1 protein-coding gene is annotated in these 22,624 nt (G+C 64.3%); it reads right to left on the bottom strand.

Annotated elements, in window-relative coordinates:
- Positions 1-78: 78 nt before the first annotated feature.
- Positions 79-22,605: a leukotoxin LktA family filamentous adhesin gene (locus AC1RQ5_RS24340; protein WP_493202395.1), complete on the bottom strand. Its 22,527-nt coding sequence runs from the start codon at positions 22,603-22,605 to the stop codon at positions 79-81.
- Positions 22,606-22,624 lie beyond the last annotated feature (19 nt).

A 22,624-nucleotide genomic window follows, 5' to 3' on the forward strand; every position in this document is an offset into this window, starting at 1 on the left:
AAGCAACAACGAAACCGGCGACTGCCGATAGTGATCTCGCTCTACGAATCACGAATCGCTCCCGACGTTTGATTCACATCAATCGCCGAGAGATGTTGTGGATGCAAGGCCTTTCAGATTGACAACAGGCCCCTTGATCGGCCTGCGCACACGACGATCGCGCAAGGCTTCCATGAAGTGCACGAACGCATCACCGCGGAAGAACGCGCCGCTATAATCGGGCGAGTCATCACGCAGCAGAACCGAGCCGACGCCGGTGAAAGTACCGATGCGATCGAAGTCGCGCACCATGCTGCCGCCCGGCATGGTCAGGCCGTTACGCCATTCGATGACCTCTGCGCGCTCGCTATATTGAACGACCGCCGCATTGGTGAAGGTGCGGACACCGTTCTGGAACATGTAGAACTGCTTCGACGGCTGGAACAGCTGCACGTCGAAACCGAGCACCGGCTTCGGCGTGCGATTATCGGCCCAGACCACTGCCAACGGCGCGGTGAACTTCATCCAGCGGCCGATATAGGCATCGGGCATGGCGTAATCGAGCGCGTTGGTGCGGATGTCCGCCTCGTTCTCGCGCAGTAGCGGCATCACGACGCCCATGGGGGCATCCACATAGACGCGGGCGCGTTCGCCAACGCCGCCGCGATAACCGGTCAGCGTGAAGATCAGCGGCGTCGACTTGTAGCCGCTGGCATGCAGCGCATCGATCTCCGTCACCTGCGCAGCGATGGTGAAGGGATTATCGACCGTGGCATCGCGGAACCGGGCCGCGGCCGGCGTCTGCGCGAACAGGCTGGCCGAGCGCGAGGTTCCGATATCGATATCCGCACCGGCGCTGAGATCGACATGGCCGCGATTATCGGCGCTATCGCGCGTCGCCAGCACATTGGCGGAGGCGAGTGCGCCGACCGCGGTGACGAGGATATCGCCATGCAGGGCGGTGAGGTTGGAGACGCGGAAATCCTGCTGCGCATCCACATCGATGCTGCCATTGCCGGTGACGACGGAACCCGCATTGATGCTGGCGAGCGTGACCAGGTTGATGTCGCCGACCGTGGCCGAGGCATCGATGGCGTTGGTGCGGATGCGCAGCGGATTGGCGAGATTGGTGATCAGATTGGCGCTGCCGACGGGCATGCCCTTCTGGTCCACCGCATAGCGATCGGCCTGGGTGACATCGCCGACGCCGAGCGCAGAGACGATGCGGATGCCCGCGCCGGCCGCGGTGGTCGTGAGATCCACCAGCCGGTCCGGATTCTCACCGCCAATGACATGGCCGCCGGCGGTGATGTCGATGGCGGTCGCACTGCCGCTGCCGGCGACGATGCCGCTGACCAGCGCATTATGCACGGTATCGACGCGCACCGAGCCGAGCTGCGCCGTGACCCGTGCGCCGCGCAGCATCTTCAGCGTATCGGCGGCGACATCGATATCGCCGGCGGCGGAGATAACATTGCCGCTGGCGGTAATCACCCAGCGCTGGCCGGCCGACATCAGAATATCGGTGCCGGCGGTGACCGGGCCGGCAATGGTGCCGTCATTGGCGGCGACCAGCGTGGTGGAGGTGCCGGACAGCGCCGCGCCGATGGTGAAATTGAGACCGGCGACGCCGTAGAGATTGATCAGGCCGAAATCGGCCGTCGCGCGGATGGTGCCACCCGGCGAGGTGCCGACATTGAGCGCATTGCCGAGCGTGCCGATGGAACCGCTTTCGGCGGTGAGCACGATATTGGCGCCGAGCACATTGACCTGGCGATCCTTATTCGCATTGAAGATCGAACCGGCGGCGCGGATATCCACGCGGTTCGGCGAATAGACCGTATCGATGAACGCATCGGGTGAGCCGTTCACACTGCCCGGCAGGGCGTAGAGATTAACCGCATTGAGCGCGCGCGCTGTGATGGTCGCGCCCTGCTGCAGGTTGAGCAGCAACGGCGAGCCGAGGCCGATGGAACTATAGGCGGATTCCAGCACGATATTGCCGGTCTTGATCGATGACACGCGGCCGGGATCGATCGACGCGAGATCGGCATTGGTCAAAGTCCCCAGCGCCTTGATGCGGGTCTCGCCGGGCACCGCGATCTCGCCCAGCGCAAGGCTGCCGCGCGACGCGATGAAGGCCTGCCCCTGGTCGATATTGCCCGTGGTGGTCACCTGATCCGTAACCGTGGCATTGAAGCTCGAGGTGCTCGCCACATTGAGCGGACGCTTCGACAGCACCGTGAGATAGGTGGAGGTGCGATCGAATACGCCGGCTGCCGCCGCATCGAGCGCCGCGCGCTGCACGGCGGTCATGTTAGCCTCGTCGAGGCCCGCCGGAATATCGACAGCCGTGTTTTTCAGCCCGAGCGCCACCGCGGCATTATAGGCCGCGATCTGCGCCGCCGACGCATTGGTTGGCAGCGACAGGCCACCAATGGTGATCACCAGGTCCGAGCGCTCCGCCGTGGCAAGTGCGATCTTCTGCGCATTGCTGAGCTCCTTCACCGGATCGTTGACCGGGGTCACCACAATGCCCGGCTTGCCGTTGACGATCATCGTTTCACCGATGCCACGATCGGCAAGGATGGTGACGTTGCGGCCGGAAACGTTCGGATCCTTCAGCACCGGATTGGTGTTAGTCACGGTCTTCAGCGCACCGGCATTAAGCGGGAAGCCGAGCGCCGTGGAACTCCAGGTGGCGCCCTGGGTCAGGCTGGTCTTGTCCGCCGCCGACGCGGCATAGCTGTAACCGGCGTCGTAGCTCGTGGTGAACGAACCGACCTGCGCATTAAGCTCGCGATAGCGCGCCGTGTCTGCCGCCGCCTGATTGGCGATGTCGTTGGCGATGCGCGTGGCGATATCGGCCGGTTCGACGCCGCCGTTATTGACGATCTCGATATTGCGATAATAGGCGGACAGACTCTGATACAGCGTAGTGCCGGGCTTGTAGGTGACTTGGTAGCTTGGGTCGTAACTCGCGCCACTATCCGCCTGGCCGAGACGAAGCTGCCAGTATTGGCGATAGGCCAAAGTCTGGCTCTGCTCGAAGGCAGCGATGGCGGCATTCTGGCGATCCTGGTTCTGCGTGCCCTGCCCCTTGATCAGGCCGAGCGATTCCCAATAGGCGATCAACTGGTCGGCAGTGCGCTTGTCGATCTGCTCCACCGGATTGCCGTCGAGGACCTGCCCCGCGGTCTTCAGCTTGACGTCGCCGCCGGCCGACACGATGGAATTAGCGAGGATGGTGCCGTCGCTGTTCTTTCCGCCAGTCGTATATTTGCTAGTCCAGTCGGTCGAGTAGATATTGATATCGCCGAGCGCGCTGGCGCTGAGGCCGTAAGAGGCCAGCAACTGGTTCGCAGGCGTGGTGGCCGGATCACCGAACGGACGCTGCGACTGATCGGTGGTGAAACCGGTATTGACGTGCAGCGCGACATTGCTGACCACGGAGCCGATCGAGCCTGTCAGCGAGGTCAGCGCCACGCGATCCGCCTGGATCAGCGACGATGACGAAGCGCCGCTGATGCTGCCATTGGCGAGCAGCGTGACGCTGCCCTTGCCGGCCACTTCATTGTCCGCCGTGACCTTGCCAATGACGAGATCGCCCAGCGTCTTGATCGACACGACGCCATTATTGGCCACCGCATCGAGCTGGCCGCGCACGCCCTTGAAGCTGGTGAGCATCACAGACACCGGCGCGCCGATCGCCGAGCCGCCCTGCTCTGCCACGCCGCCGATCGACTTGCCCGCTTCGAGCTTGATCGACTGCGCCGTGATGGTCGGCTCGGTCGAAGCCTGGATGATGGACGAGTTGTTCGCCTTGATCGACACGTCACCGGACACATTGGTGACGCTGCCGCGCAAAGTGATGTCGGTGCCCGAGGTGACGTTGATCGTGCCCTTGTCGGAACCGATGAAGTTGATCTTGATCTGGTTATCGGCCTTCAGCGAATGCGTGGTGATCTGCCGGTAATCGGACGACAGCGTGTAGAAGGACGTCTGGCTCTTGTCGTCGCAAGACGAGGTCCAGCTGCAGCTATTGGTGAGCGCCGTCTGGGTCAGCTTGGTGTCGCCCTTGGCGATCAGCAGCGTATCGACGACCTCCTGGAGCGTGATATCCTTGTTGGACACGCTGCTGGTCGTGGTATCGCCGGTGATGAGCCCCGTCTTCGGGTCGATGGTCTGGACCGTCTGCCGCGTCTTGTCCACCGAGACATAGGCGCCCGGCAGCATGTTCATGGACGGCGTTTGCGATTTGCCGCTGCCGCTCCATTGCGCTTGGCCAGCCAGCGCCGAATCGGCGTTGGTGTAAGAATTGTTCGCCGACACGTCGAAGGCGTTGGTGATCGTGTAATCCGCCACGGTCTGCCAGATATAGCGCTGGCCCTGCATCGGATTGTAGACCGCCGTGCGCGTGCCATCGCCCGTAATCTGGGTCAGGCTTGTGAGCGGATCGATCTGGTCCTTGATAAATTTGCCGTCTTTGTCGAAGCCGCCCGGCACGAACTGGCCGGTCACCGCATCGATGATGCCCTGCTGCTGGTCGATATTCACGAGGCCGTTATTCCGGGTGATCACCGTATGCGTGGCATCGACGATGGCTGAATTGCCGGCATGCAGATGCACATCGGTGATATCGATCTTGCCCGCGGTGCCGCGGCCGTCCCCCTTCGGATCGGCGCCCGCATTCAGCGTGGAGAGCACCACCGGAACATTGATGTTGTTGGTGATGTTGATGGTGCCGAAACCGTCCAGCACATTCAGGCTGCCGCTGTTTGGCGACGTATTGATGATCTGGCCGAAGATCTTGATATAGCCGCCGCGCACGGTGGTGGCATCGACCACCACCTGCTTGGCATCCGCGTCATAGCTGGCGCCGACCTGGGCGGTGTAGATGCCCTGGCTGTTGCGCGCGCTTTCGGTATCGGCGAATTTGTAGGTTTCCTTCAGGCCGAGATAGTTCGCCGTCGCGATCGAGAAGCTGAGCTGGCCCGTGACCAGATTGAGCGTGATGTTCTTGCTGGGATCGCTGGCATCGACCACGAAATCATAGGTCGTCGGCGGGTTCTTGGTTTTGTCGGCACGGCCATATTCAGCCAGCTTCTGGGATACCGTCGTCGAAGTGAGGCCGCTCACGCCGGTGATCTTGCCGGCGTCCGTGGTGACGAGCTTGGTGGTCTGTTCGAGCGTCAGCTGCCATTCGGCGATGCCGCTCTGCACTGTGCTGTTGATGTTGAGATAGCGCGCCGACAGGAAGATCTGACCATTGGCGATCATGCCGAGGCCGGTCGGGACCAGACCTTCCGGCGTGATGGTGCCGCCTGGCACCAGCGTCTGGCTCGCCGGGTCGCCGCCGACATGATAGAAGCCGTTCACATAGCTCGTCACCAGATCACCATTGCGGGCGACGATGGAGATCGAGGCGGCATTGATCTTGCCCTGGATATAGATGTTGCCGGCAGCGCTGGTGATGTCCACCGCGCCGGTCGGATTATTGATCATCTTTCCGGTCTGCAGAATGATGTCCGGCGCCATCTGCAGCGTCTTGATATAGTCTCTATTTTGGGTGTCTCGCGGATTGTAGTAGGTATCGCTCTCCGGATTGTAATTGCTTTCGATCGTCACGCGGCCCGTGCTGAAGCCGCCCGAGGTGACGACGTTACCGGTCGCGAAATTGGCCGCCTTGCCGGTGGCCGCGGAAATGCCCGCCGCCGACGACACTTCGACATTGTTGACGATGATCCGGCCGGAATTAGCGATCGGAATATTCAGATTGTTGAGCTTCAGCGTGGCCGCGGTCTCGTTGATGATCTTGATCTGCGCATCGCCCGGCGCGATGAGCTGGCCGGGGCCGGTCGTCTTGCCGTCGCCGGTCTTGATCGTGTCGGCGCCGAGATAGATGTTGCCGAGCTGCACCGTGACATCGGGGATCTCGATATAGGTGCTCTTGTTGCCAACCGATCCCGGCGTGCCGGCGGCTGCGGCCTTGGCCTTGTCGTTGAGCTCGGTCTGCCACGCGGCGACGGTCTTGCCCGAGGCGGGCGTCATGACCGCGGCCTTGTAGTCCGCGATGCGGGACGCCATGCCGATGACGGTGGTAGTCGTCTTGTTGCCGCCGGAATCCATACCGGTCAGCGAGCCGCCATCGATCTGGGTCTTGATGTAGTCCGCACTGTTGTTGACGCGGGTGATGGCTCCGGTGCTGCCCAGATTCGCCTTGTCATCAGCCAATGCCACATTGAGCGTGGCGATCAGCGTCTTTTCGTCGGTCGTCCCCGTCGTCGCTGCATTTTGGATGTCAGTGAGGTTCTTGCCGATTGTCGTCGCCGAGTCCCTTACGGCATTAACCGACGTCAGCAGAGAGCTGTTGCTCTGGACGATCGTGCTCTGGCCAGTAGAGACGCCGCTGAACGCGGTCGCGATATCGAAGCTGACCGAGTCGAACGGCTTGGCGCCTTGTGCGACATCGTTCTGGATGCTGACGATGGCGCGGACGCTATTGTTGATATCGTCCGCCGCCTTCTTCACATCCTTAAGGGAATCAATCGCATTTTTTAACGCCGTGCTGCCGGTGATCAGCAGCGAGTCGATGCTCGAAACCTTGCCCTGGAAATCCCGCGCGGTTTGGTCAGAGCCCCCCATCAGGGTGTCGTAGTTGAGAAGCCCACCGAGGCTGAGAAGCGCAGACTGGGCGTTCTTCTTGACCGCGTAATTTGCAGCCGTGGCATCGATCGTCGCCGTCAGCGAGTTCGGGTCGAGCTTGCTGCCATCCCAGGACAGAGCCACATTGCTCAATCCGGATGTCAGATAGGTGCCGATATTGGTCGTCACCTCGCCCTGGAACGTGGCGAGTGCATCGGTGAGCGCCTTCACCGTCACCGCATTGCTGCCAGCCGGCGCGCCCGCGGTGACGCCGTTCTTCAGGGTGAAGACACCTTTCGGATCCGTGGTGGTATCCATGAAAGCAAGGCCGAGCGACACCAGCTTGTCCTGCAGGAACACGCGCTCGCTCTGATAGGCAGCCTTGGCGATCGTGTCCTTCTCGTAGAGCGCGATCAACGAATCGATCTGGCCGAGCCGATCGAGGATCGCGCCGCCGGCCTGGAAGGTGCCGATATTCGCAGCTGGAATGGCGATATTGCCCGATGTCTCGATGCACAGGTTTCCGCCAGAGAAGCTGCAGCCGTCCTTGTAGGTGATCAGCAGCGACTTGGAGCGCGAGATGCCGGTATCGACGAGGCTGTCGATGATCATCGTGCTCTGGCCGGTCTGGGAAGCGCTGCCGCCCTTGATATCGAGGGTGACGTCGCCACCGCCGAACAGGTTGCTGAAGAAGGACAGGAACTTGCTGGCGCCTTCGCGATAGATGTCTTTGCCGGTGCCGGCGGCGGTCGCGCTCAACACGCCCTTGTCGGCAAACAGAGCGATATCGCCTGCGGCATGCACGCCGGCCGTGGGGCTGACGTTACTGTCAGGCACGGCGAAAATGGTGAGAGAGGCATCGCTGGTCAGCGTCGAGACCGCATCCGGCGAGGTCTTCACAGGCAGCGCGGTGTCGTTATAGACATCGACCACTGTGTTGACCGACATCGCCTGCGCCTGATCGAGCTGGCTGCGGCCGGCCAGCAGCGTGACCGTACCGCTTTTCGGCAGCGAACCATCTGATGGCGAGGTACCGTTACTGGCTTCGACCTGCGCATTGCTGCCGACGGAGAGCATTGCAATAGCATTGACCGTGGCGTTCGCCGCACCTTCGGCTGCGCCGGCAAGGCCGCCGGTGGTGACGCTGGTGCGCGCATCCACATTGGCATTGTTCCAGGCTGCTGCCTTTACGTCGCCGACATCGACGATGAGGCTGCTGGAGTCACCGAATGTCACGCTGGCCTTGGGCGTAACCAGGACATTCGACTCGCCGCGCGGCAGCTGGATCGCACCGAGGGCGTCGACCTTCGTCTTCTGATGAACGATGATGTCGTTGCTGGCATTGATCTTGGCCAGGCTGACGCCGGTGGCCGGCGCCAACAGGTGAACGCTGCTGTTCTCGCCGATGCCGGCCATTGTGGTGGCCCGCACCTCGGTGCTGCCGACTGCCGCCGCCGCGTTAAGGAAGCCACCTGCGCCGGCCTTGACGTCCCAGCCCATCTGATCGACCGAGGTGACATTGCAGCCGGTCTCGCAGACGAAATAGCGCCGCACCGTATTCATCGCATCGATGTTCAGGTTCTGCGCATAGGCGGTGACATTGTTGCCGAGGCCCGCGATCACGGTGCTGTTGGTGAATTGCGTGAGCCGCGCGCCGGTCTTGCCGGCCACCGCTGCCTGGGAGCTGTCGGCAGTGCCGGAGAACACATCGGTGTGGCTCGCAGCAAGCGACAAGGCGCCGCTAGTCGCTTGCACCAGCGTCTTGCCAGATCCCGATGGGTTGGCGATCTGCGCAACAGTGGTCGCGAGCGATGTGGTGCGCGCATCGGACGACGCGCCGGCCACCAGGCCGCCGCTGCCCGTCGCCGAACTCGCCGAGGTGTCGTGGCTACTGGTCGCGGCGAGGCTGACCGAGCCGCCTTGCACCGACACCATATTGGTGAAGGTGGTGCTGGTGGTCGTATTGGTCGTGGCGTTGGCGTTGTTGGCACCCGCGGCGACGATGCCGAAAGCGCGGCCATCCGCGCCGGCACTGGCCTTGCTCTTGTTGCTGGCGTTGAAGGTTAGCGCGCCGGTGACATCGATCTTGCCGCTATTGCCGTTGGCGATCGCCTGCGACGCATCGGTGGCATTGGCGGAGGTGGCGGTGATGCCGGCGAAAATAGCCGCCGATGTGCCGCCGGCCGTCGCTTTGGCGCCGCCGGATTCCACCTGTGCATTGGCATTCAGCGAGCCGCCCGTGAGGCTGCCGCCGGTGAGATCGATCTTCACATTCGGCGCCAGGCTGGCCGTGGCAACCGAGCCGCCACCGGCAATGCCGCCCGCAAGCGCGAAGCCCTGGGCGTTGGCGGTGGCGCTGTTGGCGGCATAGGCGTTCAGCGTGACGTCGCCGCCGGTGGTGATTCTGTCGTTCTTGATCGTGACCAGGACTGGCAGTTCGACCTTGGCGGTCGCGTCCGCGCCATTGGCTGCAATGCCGATGCCGCCAGCGACAGCCTTGGCTTCGGCATTGGCGGTGTCGCGCGAGGCCGCCTTGGCGGAGACCTTGCCCGAAGTCGATGTACCGCCATCGACCGTGAGGTTTTCCAGCGTGGTGTTGACCGAGCCGCCCACCACGGCGGAGGCCACCGACACACCGGCGGCACCGAGACCGGCGATGGAGAGGCCGGCGGCGCGGGCATCGAGCGCGCGCTGCGCATTGGCCTCGGCGGACAGGCCATTCGTCATGTTGATGGCGAAGTTCGTGATGCCGGCACGCGTGACCGAACTGTCGTTGATGATCGCGACATCGGCCTGCAGCGCGGCGACGAGGCCGGCACTGCCGGCATAGGATTTGACGGTCGCGGCGTGAACCGTATTCGCCGCAACGGACACCGATGCCGCGTCAATGGTGCCGGTACCGCTGCCGGTGATGGTGGCCGTCGTGGTGCTGCTATTGGTGAGGATGCCGACGCCCGCGCCGGCGCCGATGCCGCCCACGGCCAGCGTGCCGGTCAGCGCATTGAAGCCGACCTGATCGCGGCCGTTGAGCGCAACGGTGCCGCCAGCGGTGATATTGGCATTGCCGATGGTGGCGGAGGTGCCGGCAACGGCGGCATTGGGCTTGGTCACCTGGCCGGTGACATTGACCGTGCCGAGCTTGTCGGTCAGCGCAGCATTGGCATCATTCGCACCAGTGGTGGAGGCGGAGCCGCTCGCATTCTTCTTGTTGGCGGCGGCGACCGTGCCGGTGGCCGAGGCGCCCAGCTGGCTGCCCACCGACAATTTGTTGCCGGCAAAGTTGGTGACGCCGCCAGACCCGTCCGTCGTGTTCAGCTGGCCCATTGCATCGCTGTTCGGCGCAAAGCCGTCGCCGATCGAATAGACCGAGACGCCGGCCGACAACGACACCAGCGAGACCGCCGCGCTCATGGCGGAGGAATCGATCGCCTTATTGGCGAGCGCCGTGAGGATGACATCACGGCCGGCCTTCACATTGGCGCCGTCGCCGATGGAGGCGCCGACATTGCTGTTCAGCACGCCGACATCGACCGCGCCGGCAAGGCTGGCGAGACCGGACAGCGAGGCCCCGTAATTCTGCGAGACGATGCCCGTGAGATCGCGGGCGGTGACCACTACATCCTGATTGGCGCCAGTGCCGTCGCCATTGATGATGGCACCGGAATTGATCGTCGCGAAGGTGTTGGTGTTGAAGACATTGACCGTGATGGCACCTGCCGCGGCCACGAAGGCACCGGCGCCGCCGCCGACGGAGAAGATATAGGCGCTCTCGACGGACTCGGCATCGACCAGCACGCCCTGGCCATCGCGGGTGGCCGTGAGGTCGTCGCCGGTGAGGGCCTTGAAGGTGGTGCTGCCATTGGCGAGGCCGGTCACCCTGGCATTGGACGCAATGGTGGCCTCGGTGGTCTTCTTGATCAGACCGACGCTCACCGCGGCGCCGACGCTGCCGCCGCTGGACAGTGCAATGCCGCCGGAGAAGGTCGCCTCGCGCGTGCTGTCGCTGGCGACGACGACGACATTGTTGCCGGCCTTGACGACGGCATTGCTGTCGATCAGCGCACGCGTGATGTTGTCGATGGAGGTCAGCGACAGGCCACCAGCAATGCCGGCATAGCCGCCGGCCGCACCAGCCGCAGCGATCATGGCCAGATCTTCGGCCGCGAGCGCCGTGACCGAGATGTCCTTTTTCGCCGCCACCTCGGCGCCGTTACCGATGGTCGCTGTCGTGAGATTGTTGATGACCGCCGTGCTGATGCTGGCACCGACACCTGCCGCGCCGCCGACGCCCGCAGCGCCAACGACGTTCAGCGAATAGGTGTCGCTGGTGGCCGCCACCACGACCGACTGGTCGGTACCGGCGTTGGTGGGATCCTGATTGATCTTGGCATTGCTGCCGATGGTCGCTGTGGTGGTGTTGAGAACGATCGGCACATTACCGGACAGGCCGACGCCGGCCAGACCGCCGACCGCACCGCTGACGACCACCGAACGCACGGTATCCGCCTTCGCAGCATTGACGACCACGCCGCGCGACGTCGCCGTCGTGGCGTTGATGGTGCCCTTCTTCAGCAGCAGATAGGAGCCGATATCCTTGACGTCGCCGGTGGTCAGCGGCGTCAGCGACTGCTTGCCATTAGACACGCCGTTCAGCTGGGGCACGCCGATCTTGTCGCCTGAGATATAGTCGCTGAACCCGGTCTGATACGCCTTGATATATGTAAAATCGTTGTTGGAGCCGAGGCCCAGCGCCGTCACCACAGCGTTAGCGCCGATCATTGCTGAGACCGTCGAGCTCAGCACCGTGACGCCGATCGAGCCGCCGACGCCGCCGGCGGGACCGATGGCGCCGCCGCCGAGCGCCAGATTGTCCTCACCGGTGGAATTGGCGATGACACCAACATTGCCGGTGGCCGTGATCTCGGCCGCCTTGATCGTTCCCGACGAGGTCGTTTTCGTTCCGGCGACTTCGGCCTTGGTGGTCTCGTTGCGGGTCAACACGGTGACAGCACCGCCAAGTCCGTCGCCGAGCGCCACGCCGGCCGCAAGGCCCAGCATCGCCTCCGTGGTCGTCGCGCTGACGACGACATTGCCGGCCGCCAAGTTACCCTGGCTGTTGCTCAAGACACCCGAATTGATCGTGGTGCCGGCATCGACCAAAGCGATCGTGGTCGGGAGTTCCGTCACAACCGTGAGGCCGACACCGCCGCCACCACCCGCCGCAATCCCCGCAGCGCCGCTATTGATGTCGATGCTGTTCGCCGAGCTGACTTCGACGGTGCCGTTTTTCTCAAGCGCCGCATCGACAGTCGAACCGCCATCAATCCGCGCCTGGGTATCCGGCTTGAGGACGACAAGATTGAGGCCGCCCGCGGCGCCCTGCGCCAGCGTGGCCGTGCCGATGATGATCTTCTCGTTGTTCTCCGCATGGACGCGGACGCCGCCATCGGCCTTCACCGTGGACGCGGTGATGGTCGCTGCGGTCTTGGTCGCATCGGTGAGGCTGACCAGCGCGGCGGAGACACCGGCCGCGGTGGCCGCGACGCCATAGCCGTCCATCTTGCGCTGCGACAGCGCCACAACATCCATGGCACCCGCGGCGATATCGGCGCCATTGGTGACGGTCGCGGTGTTGTTGACATTGACCACGGCCACCGCGATGCCGGCGCCGCCGCCGATGCCCGCCGCAACCGCGCCATCGGCGATCTTGGAATCGACGACATCGACGGCGCGCACATTGACGCTGCCGCCAGCCTTGACCGTCGCCGAGCCGATGGTCGCCGAATTGCCCGGCGCAATCGTGGTCGGCAATGTCTGCTGCAGGGTCAGCGCGCCCTTGTATTTTTGCGCGTCTGCACTCGCCTTCTTGACGTCGCTATTGGTGGATGACGAGAGGAACTTGCTATCGATGCTGTCGTCCGATAGCTGCCGCTGGGCATTGTCGTTGAACGAGCCATTGCTGTTCATCTTCGCGCTTTGATCCGCATCCGGACCATTGGCGATGGCCAGTACCGAGATCGCCGCACCGACACCGGCGACGCCGCCTGCCACGCTCGCCACGATGGACGAGGTCTGGCGGTTGCTCAGCGCATTCACGGTGACATCGCGCGCCGCATTGACGATGGCGCCATCGCCTATGAAGGCGCTGGTGGCATCGGCGATGACAGCCACATCGACGGCGCCGCCAATCCCGGCGATGCCGCCAGCCAGCACGGCTTCCTGCATCGACACCACGGTGCTGCTGCGCGCCGTGACGGTGACATCCTGATTGCCATTCGCGTTGGTATTGATCGTGTTGATCTCGGCACCGCTCGCAATGCTCGCGCGTGTCTGATCGACGAACACTTCGGCCGCGACCGCGCCGGCGACGCCTGCATAGGCACCGCCCGCGCCCGCCACCACAAAGCCGGCGACGCTCTGGCCCGAATTCGCCTGCACCAGCACCCCGCGGCCCTTCCGCGTGTTGCTGAAATCGGTGCCGGTATATTCGTCGAGATCACTACCCTTGCCGAGGCCGGTGACCTTGGCACCGGCACCGATGCTGGCGCTGGTGTCCTTGACGATAACCGAGAAGCCAATGCCCATGCCGACACCGGCGCCGCCGATGCCCACCGCGAGCGTGCCGCCGGTCACGGCCGCACGCGTCTGGTCGTCAGCGAGAACAACGACGTTACCGTTCGCGAAGACAGTGGCGCCGCTGTCGATCAGCGCTGTGGTGGTGCTGGTGGAGACGAAGCCGGCGAGGCCTCCGGCGACGCCGGCCGTGCCCGCCGCGCCAACGCTCACGGCCGCGCCGGCATAGTTCTCGCTCGCCCGCGCGGTGACCGCGACATCGTTCGCAGCATTGACCGTGGCACCCACACCGATGGACGCCGTCGTATTATTCTTGAAGATAGCCGTCTGCGCGCCAGCGCCGACGCCGGCGGTGCCGCCCACTGCGACCGAGCCGGCAATGCCGAGATGATAGAGATCGCTGCTCGCCGCCACGGTAACCGACTGGTCGGCATTGCCCGCTGCGACGCCGCTCTTGTTGATATGCGCACCGCCGCCGACGGTGGCCTCCGTGGTGCTGATCACCACCGGAAGATCGCCCGAAATGGAAACGCCGGCCGTGCCCGCCGCCGAGCCGCTGACCGCGACCGAACGGAACTCGGCGGTGGCGGCAGCCGATACGGCCACGCCACGCACGCCGGTTGTCAAGAGCTCGGTGTTGCGCTTCAGCCCGATTAGCGATGCACCGGCTTGCAGACCGTCGACAACAGTAACGGGATTGACCTCGTCGAAGGACTTGTTCGTGCTTGTGAGCGACGACGCGCCGGGAATGACCGACAGTGCATCCGTCACGTAATCGACGAACGATCCCTTGATGCCGGTGACGACATCCGTCACACGGAAGCGGCCGAGGCCCTCGACGCTCGCATTGCCGATGGTGGCCTGGGTGGTCTGCAGCGCGACCGACACGCCGATGGCGCCACCGACGCCGGCATTGCCGCCCACGGCAACGCTGCCGATCAGGCGGTTGAGTTCGTTGCTGTCGCGCGCGAGAACGGCGACATTGTTCTGCGCGAGAATGTCGGCGCCATCGGCGACGCTGGCCAGCGTCTTGCCGTCGAGCGTGAAGGACCCGACCGAGCCGGCCACGCCGGCATCGCCGCCGGCCGCAAAGCCCGCCACCAGCGAATAGGTGTTCTGTGCGCTCGCGGCTTCCACGATCACGTCGCCGCCCGAATGGATGATCGCCTGTTCGGCGATCAGCGCCGTGGTGCGCTTGAGCAGCACATTGGCATCGACACCGGCACCAACGCCGGTATTGCCACCGACGCCGATGGTGCCGGCGAGATCGACGACCAGCGTCGAGTCCTCGGCCGCGACGCGCACCGTGCTGGTGCTGTCGGTCGTGGTGATCTGTGCTTTCTTGCCGATGGTGGCGCTGACATCGTTTGTCAGCACCGTCGAGGCGAGCGCCACCGCGACGCCGACATTGCCACCGCCCGAGCCGGACACGACGGCATCGACAACGATCTCCTTGTCGCTCGCCGTCACCTCCACACTGCCCTTGGCATCGACAACTGCTTGTTCGCCGATGGACGCCGAGATCGTGTTGTTGATCAAGCTGACCGCAGCCGCACCGCCGACGCCGTTATTACTGCCGATGGAAATGACGCCGCCGACATTGACCAGCAGCGTATTGTCCGCCGCATTGACCGACACATCGCCGGTCTTGGCCGTGATCTTCGCGCCATTGCCGATGGACGCATCGCTGGTGATGAACTGGAGCAGCGGCGTGGCCACGCCCGCAATGGCATTGGAGCCCGCGGCAGCGCCGGCCATGGCGACATCGATCAGCCGCTCGCTGGTCTGTGCGGAGACCTTGACCGAACCGGCATCGACGATGGTGGTGCTGCCAGAATTGGTTTCAATATGCGCGATGGCCTTGTTGCGCACGGTGGTGTTGATCAGCGTGCCGCCGATGGCATTATTGCCGCCGCCGGCAAAGCCGCCGGCCAGATTGAGTGTATTGGCTGTGTTGCTGGCCGCGACATTGACGAGGCCACCCGATGTCAGCTCGCTCCCGGCGCCGGTTTTCGCGGTCACCTCGGCACTCGAATAGATGACGCCGAGGATGCCGGCAATCCCGTTGGAATTGGCGACGCCTGCGGCGATTCCGAACAGATCGATATTGTGATCCGCACCGGCAACGACGCCGATCGAGCCCGAATTTGTAATCTGGCTGCCAGCGCCGATCAAAGCATCGACCTTGCCGGAATTGACGATGATGCCGAGCGAAATGCCGGCGGCATTGGTGCCGCCGGAGCCTGCGAGCGCGCCGACCAGCGTGCGCGAAATCGCATTGTCCGCAGCTGCCACGCTCACCGCGCCAGTGGTGTCGATTTTCGCGCCGCTGCCGATCGAGGCGCTGGACCCTTGCAGCATGATCTGCAGCGCAAAGCCGCCGGAAATCGCAAGCTTGTCGGTGGACGCCGAGCCCGCCACCACTTCGGTGTAGAAATTGTTGCTGCCGAGCAGTGGCAGATCGCGCGCCTGATCCGCGATGTCCTTCAGCGAACCGAGAATCTTGGTCTTCTCCGTCGCGATCAGCTTGGCGAAATCGTTCTTGAAGGTGCCGACGGCATCCTTCGCCTTGGCGGCGCTATCGATATCGCCGATCAGCGTCTTGGTGCTATCGAGCTGTGCCTGCATATCCTTGTTAACGTCGGCCAGCGCGGCGGAGCCGGTTTTCACCAGTTCCTTGATCGACGAGAACAGATCATCGACGCGCGCATTGGTGGCCTTTACGCCTACGCTCGCCGCGTTGATGGTCGCCGCATTGCCGATGCTGGCCCTGTAGCTGTCGTTGGAGATCACCGCGGCGATCGAGGCACCGACGCCGGTGCCGCCGGTGGAATAGCTGCCCGACCAAGCCTTCGCCGTCAGCGCGCTGGTGTTCAGCGCCGTGACTTCGAGCGCGCCTGCATGGGTGGCCGCTCCGACGCCATCGATCGTGACCTGATCACCGATGCTGGCCGTGGTCTTCGAATTCGAAATGCCGATGGCGAGCGCGCCCGCTACTGCGAGCTTCTTGCCCGATGCGCCGGACATGGCTTCCGCGGTGAAACCGCCGAGCCCGTTATTGACATCCGAGATCGCCGCCACGGTGATGTCGCCGCCGGCATGGACCTTGACCGATTTGCCGATGCTGGCCGTCGTCGTGTTGCCGACAATGGCCAGCGCGGCGCCGACGCCGATGCCGTTGTCCTGCTTCTCGGACACCGACGCGGCACTACCGAGCGCCTGCACCTGATCCTTGCTGGCGGCCTTCACCAGCAGACCGTCTGCGACTGTCAGCGTCAGCCCATCGACCACCTGCGCCTTGACGCTATCGCCGACAATGGCCGCACCAAGAGCCGCTGCGACCGACAGCTTGCCGCCGCTATCGGCATTGCCGGCGCCGTCTTTCTGAAGGCCTTTCTGCTCCTGATCCATCGCGCCCTGGGCGGGCGCGGAGCCGAGCGTCTTCGAACTCGTGGAATTGGTGCCGCTTCCTGCACCAGTATCGGCAGCACTGCCGCCGCTGGCGGTGGCGGTGGCCGACGCCATATAGCTGTGGGTGCCCGCCGCGGTGATCGCCAGCTTGCCGGTATTTGTGCTCGTGCCTGCGGTAGTGGTGATGTCGCGTGCGACGCGCGCCGTCGTATCCGTGGTGACAGGGCCGCCATCGGAGGACAGGAGATTGAACAGGCCAGTGCCGGTGATCAGCGCTACCGCGCCGCCAATCGCGGTGTTGCCGGTGGCGGAGCCCGAGGCGATCGCGCTGTGCGAGCCGACACCCGCGGCGCTCACCGAGACATTGCCACCGACATTGAGCAGCGCACCGGATTCGATCGCGGCGGTCGTCTTTTCCTGCAACACAGTGACAGCGACCACCGCATCGAGCGCAGTGCCGCCTTTAGCGCCGGCTTCCGCCATCGTGTCGGTGTCGAGGCGCGTGTCGGCCTTCACCGACACCGCCTTGGCGCCGGTGACGGTGGCATCCTTCGCGAGAATCGCTTCGCTGCTGTTCAGCACCGTGTTGAGCCCCACCGAGGCGCCGATACCAACCTTGGCATCCTTGCCGTCCTGCGCGGCTAGCGCCGACGCGGCCACATAGGCTTCGTTATCGGCGGCGATGGTCACGCCATCGATCGCACCGACCGGTGTAATGACCACATGCGCATTGGGCGCAAGGCTCGCACTGCTTGTGCTGGTGAGCACATTGACGGCGAGCGAGCCGGCAATCCCGATCTTCGCACCACTGGCGCCCGATTTCGCCACGGCAACGATCTGATCGAGGCGCCCCAGTGCCGTAGTAGCGGATGCTGCCTTCGGCATGGTGGGGCCGCCGACCACAGCAGGTGACGGCGTGCCGAGATCGGTCTTCAATGCCGCAACGTTTAGCGCCGATGCGCCATAGTTGCCGGCCGCCACACCGGTGATCTGCCCGGCAGTGGTTGCCGTTGCCGCTGTGCCGAGTTCGGCACGGTTGTCCACCGAGACGACATTCACCGCCACCGCGGCCCCGACGCCGACCTTGGTGGGTGTCGAGCCGCTCCCTGAAGCGGCACCGGCCGAACCATCGGCGCTGGTCTTGGCATCGACATTCGAGATCGACGTAACCGACAGCGCTCCGCCGGCCTGCACGCCCACCGATGACGGCACGAAGGCCTTGACCGTGACCATGGATACATCGACGGCAATGGCCGCCGCGACGGCGACACCACCCTCACTGGTCGTGGCCTTGCCATCGGCGCTGGTCTTGCCGGCCGCGATAGCGGACTTCTGATTGTCATCGCCGATCTTGGCGTCGGTCATACGCTGGGCGCTGTCGCCAGACTGCTTCTGCACCTTCTGATCGACCGAACCATCCTTGTCGGTCGATTTGCCGCTGTCATCGGTGCCGTTACCGCCTTGCGCGCTGGCAATCGCCGCTGTGGCCGCGAGCGACGCACCATTTGCGGCAAAACTCACAGAGCCGGCAGTCTTGATGCTCGACGACGTGGTTGCGATCGTCTGTTCGTCGAGGATGGCGATAGCCAGCGCCGCGCCCACGGCGGCCTTGCCGCCAGCGGCCGATCCGCTTGCCTGGGTGAGCGCACTCGTCAGCTGCGTGGCTTCAACCGATACGTCGCCATGCGCCTCTAGGCCGCCATTCAGGGCGCCGATCGACGCTTTGGTGCGATCCGATACCAGGCTCGTGGCGATCACCGGCGTAACGGCAACGCCGCCCTTGGCGCCCTGCTCCGCCTGCGTGACGACGCCGTGCACGCCAAAAGCCTGCAGCGTCACATAGTCCGCGCCGGTCACCGTCGCATTGTCGATGAGTTCGGCTGTCGAGCGCGTGGCAACGAGATTGAGCGCCACGGAGGCGCCGACGCCAACCTTGTCACCGGAGGCACCACCACCGGCCGGCGTCGCGCGCGCGATGGTCGAGCTTTCATTGTCGCTAACGATGGAAATAGCACCGGCGGGGCCGGTGATGCGGACGGTCGCCGAACCACCCACCTGAGCGGAGCTCTGCGTATCGACGAGATTAAGCGCCACCGCGCCGGCAAAGCCGACATTTGACGCACCGGCACCCGCGGAGGCATTGCTCTCGAACACATTGAGGCGCTGACCGCTATTTGCCGCGATGGTCGGCTTGGCCTGTTTGGCAGCATCCACCGCCGCCGGGCTTTTCACCGTGACCACAGGCGCGGTGACGCCAAGATTGTCCTGCGCTGCCTTCATCGCCAGCGAGGCAACTGAATACTGGCCGGCCGTCACGCCGGCAACTGCCGCCGCTAGGCCGGACGACAGCGGCGAGCCGATGCCAAGCAATGCGTCGTTATTGGTGCGCACGAGATTGATGGACAGGCCAACACCGATGCCGACCTTGGCCGTCGCATCATCGCTGCCGACAGCCGAACCATCGGCCGTGGTCTTCGCGTCTGCATTGGACACCGAGGTGATCGACAGTCCACCTATGGCGGTGACTCCGATCGCGGCGGGGACATAGGCCTTCACATTCGACTGCAGCACCGTGGCGCCGATGGCGGCGGCGACTGCGACCGAGCCTTCGCTGGTCTTGCCCTGGCCATTCTCGCCTTCGGCGGCCTTCTTCGTCGCCTCTTGCTGGCCATCCTTGCCGATATTGGCGCTGGCCTGCTTGCCGCTGGCAAGCTGAGTCTCCTTGCCGATCTTGGCATCGGCAGAAGCGTCGCCATCGGTGGAATTGCCGTTCGCATCGGCCTCCTTGCCGCCGGAGGCGCTGGCCACAGCCGCCGTCGCGGCAAGCGCTGCGCCCTTGGCGGTGAAGCTGACCGAGCCGCCGCTATTGATATTGGACGAGGTGGTGGCGAGGGTTTGCTCGTCCAGCACTGCAACGGCCAGTGCGGCGCCGATGCCGGCCTTGCCGCCGGCTGCCGTGCCACTCGCCTGTGTAAGCACGGTGGTGAGCTGCGTCGCCTCGACGCTGATGTCGCCGCCGGTAATGAGCCCATTGGTCAACTGGCCGATCGATGCGCGCGTGCGATCCGAGGCCATGGTGAGTGCCAAAGCGGGCGTGACCGACACACCGCCTTCAGAGCCCTGCTCGGCCTTGGTGTCGATCGCGTGCTCGCCGCTCGCCTTCAATGCGACGGCTCCTGCGCCCGCGAGCGAAGAGCCATCGGCAAGTTCCGCTGTGGACCGCGTGGCAACGATATTGAGTGCCACCGAGGCGCCGATGCCGACCTTGGCTCCCTGCACGCCGGTGCCGGATGGACCGGCCAGCGCTGTCGCCGTGGAGAGATCGCCCGCCGTCACCGAAACGCGGTTATTGTTCAGGATCGCGACGGCGCCGCCGATGCGGGCGAGGCTTTCGGAATCCAGCAGGTTTGTCGCCAGTGCGCCGGCTACGCCGACATTGCTAGCCGCGGCGCCAGACGTTGCGCTCACTGAGAATGTATTGTCGGCAGCGGTGCCACTCATGGTCGCCGAGACATCGAGCGCGCCGGTCTGGATCTTCTGGTCCAGCAGCGATTTGTTCGAGATATGCGACAGGCCGATGCCGACGGCCACACCGACACCATTGTTGCCGCTGGCGCTGGATCCATCGGCGATCACGGTGGAGGCATTGCCGGTGAGGCTCTTGATCGCCGTGGCGCCGGTGACCACCGCTTGGGTGGAGGACGCCATCTGCGCCAGCGTGGTGGAGGTCACGTCCGCGATGGCAAGCGCGCCCACCGCCTTGACGCTGCCACCGCTGGTCTCGGCCTGATCCTTGTATTTTGCGTCGGTCAGATATTTGTCGCTGTTGCTGTCGCCTTCCTTGCCGCCCTGGGCGGAGGCTTTTGCACTGGTGGTGGCCACGACGCTGGAGGTCGCCGCAAGCGTCAGCGAGCCCGCCTCGATCTTCGCCGTATCGGTGATCACCGCAGACGTGGCGACCTTGAGGATATTGACCGCGACACTTGCGCCGACCGCAGACGAGCTGCTGGCATCAGCCTTCGCGGTGCTGCTGACGATATTGTCGGCGGTGAGTTTCAGCGCGCCGGTGACCTTCATCTCGGCATCGCCGCCGATGCGCGCACGCGCGGTGCTGGTGACATCCACCAGCGCTGCAGCGGCACTGCCGGACATGGTAGATTCCAGCGTGGTCGTCGCCTTTGCGGCCAGCGTCGCCGAAGCCGCGGCAATCTTGGCGCCGCTGAGCACATCGATTGTGGCAGCGACATCGCTAATGCCGAGCACACTGGCGGACTTGTTCACTGTCGCCAACGCTGCGACATCAAACTTGCCCGACAGCGTTACGTCCGCATTCTGTACGGTCACCGAAGCCTGAGGCGTCGCATTGGCCGCAGTGGCATCGGCAATGATCTTGAGATCGCCGGCCGTGATCACCGCCCGCTTGTTGGACGCATCGCCGATCAGCACGGAGGCATCGAGGCCGTTCTTCGCGATGGCGTTCAATGTCACCGTACCGGCCGCGCCGCCGCCCACCGAGCCGGCGAGGATTTTCGCACCACCCTGGAGGACGAGGTGCGGTGCCGTGAGCGTGACGTCGCCGGAGCCGCTGGCCGCGGTGGTATCGATAAAGCCATCCGCGGCAATCGTGATCAGCTTGTCCGCGACCAGGATAACGCTACCGCCGTTGGTCGTGATGTTCGGCTTGTGCCCCGCATCTTCGGACGCGAAATTGCCGACAATCAGCTCATCCGGATCAATCAACAGCGTGCCGGCCTTGCCGGCGCTCGCACCAAGATCGACGTCGATCTTGCCGAGCGCCACCGTCTTGACCGCACTGAGCTCGACGAAGCCGCCATTGCCGGTGCTGCCGGCCGCCGCGCTGAACTTCGCGCCATCGGCCACCGCAAGATTGTTGTCGGCCTTGGCGATGATCTCGCCGGCATTGGAATTCTTGCCGACACCCGCGACGCTCATCTTTGCGGTGCCGCCGATGGCGATATCGCCGCCCGAGGTTACGGTGATCTTGCCGCCATTGACGCCGGCAGCGCCGTTGGCCTTGAGCGAACCGGTGACATGGACCGATTTACCGGATGCAACGGAAATCGTGCCGGCGCCGCTGCGACCGGCGCCGGCGCGCACCGTACCGGAGATCGCCACACTATTGGCACCGCTGATGGAAATGCTGCCGCCATGGGCGACAAGCTGGCCGCCGCCCTTCCAGCCCTTGGTATTGACGGTGGCGTTGAACTGCGCGCGCTGCTCCGCCGCGCGTTGTGCGGCCTGCAACGAACCTGCGATCTTGATATCAGTCGCGGTGATCTTGATCGATTGCGTGGCATTGACACGGCCATTGATGACTACCGACCCATCCGGCGACAGCGGCACGTCGCCGGTGACCACACGCGCGACAAGCCCGTCATTGACCTTGCCGTTCACGATCATCGCATCGATGGTCGCGTTGTTCGGCGTGACGACGGTGAGGCTGCCGACATTGACGCTGCCGCGTGCCCCGACCACGAGGCCGTAGCTGTCGGCGAACACCACATTGCCGCCGATGCGGCCGTTCTGATACGAATTCAGCGTGCCCTGGATATTAACCTGGCCCTCGCGCACGATGTTGACGAGCTTGCCGGCCTGATCGGGCACGATCAGGTTGACGGTGTTGCCTTCGGCCGCCGAAAACGTCTTGAACGAATTGAACGCGTTGCCGCCGCTCATCGTCTGGGTGGTGATGGTGGTCGTGCTGCCGTTGACGCGCACATTGGTCGCGGTCTGGCCATCGGTCACGATGCTGTTGCCGGGCGACTGACGCTGCACGCCGGCGGGGACCGTGGCACGCGCCTGCGGCGCTGTGGGCATCCGCGCCTGCATGCCGCCAAGATTGACCGCCTGCGCATGCGCCTTCGGTGCGTAGGACACCAACGCCATCGCCGCCAGCGGCAGCCAGGATGCGCCGCGCATCAGCGACAACCGGCGGGAGCGCGTGGAGCGGCTGGCACGATGAGCACTGGCAATCATATCGTTTCTTCTCGGCAAT

It is taken from the genome of Tardiphaga sp. GW821-FHT12E02 (genome assembly GCF_058807155.1).

Excerpts from the sequence above, each read along its gene's own strand:
- AC1RQ5_RS24340 (WP_493202395.1), bottom strand. The coding sequence starts at position 22,605 with ATGATTGCCAGTGCTCATCGTGCCAGCCGCTCCACGCGCTCCCGCCGG.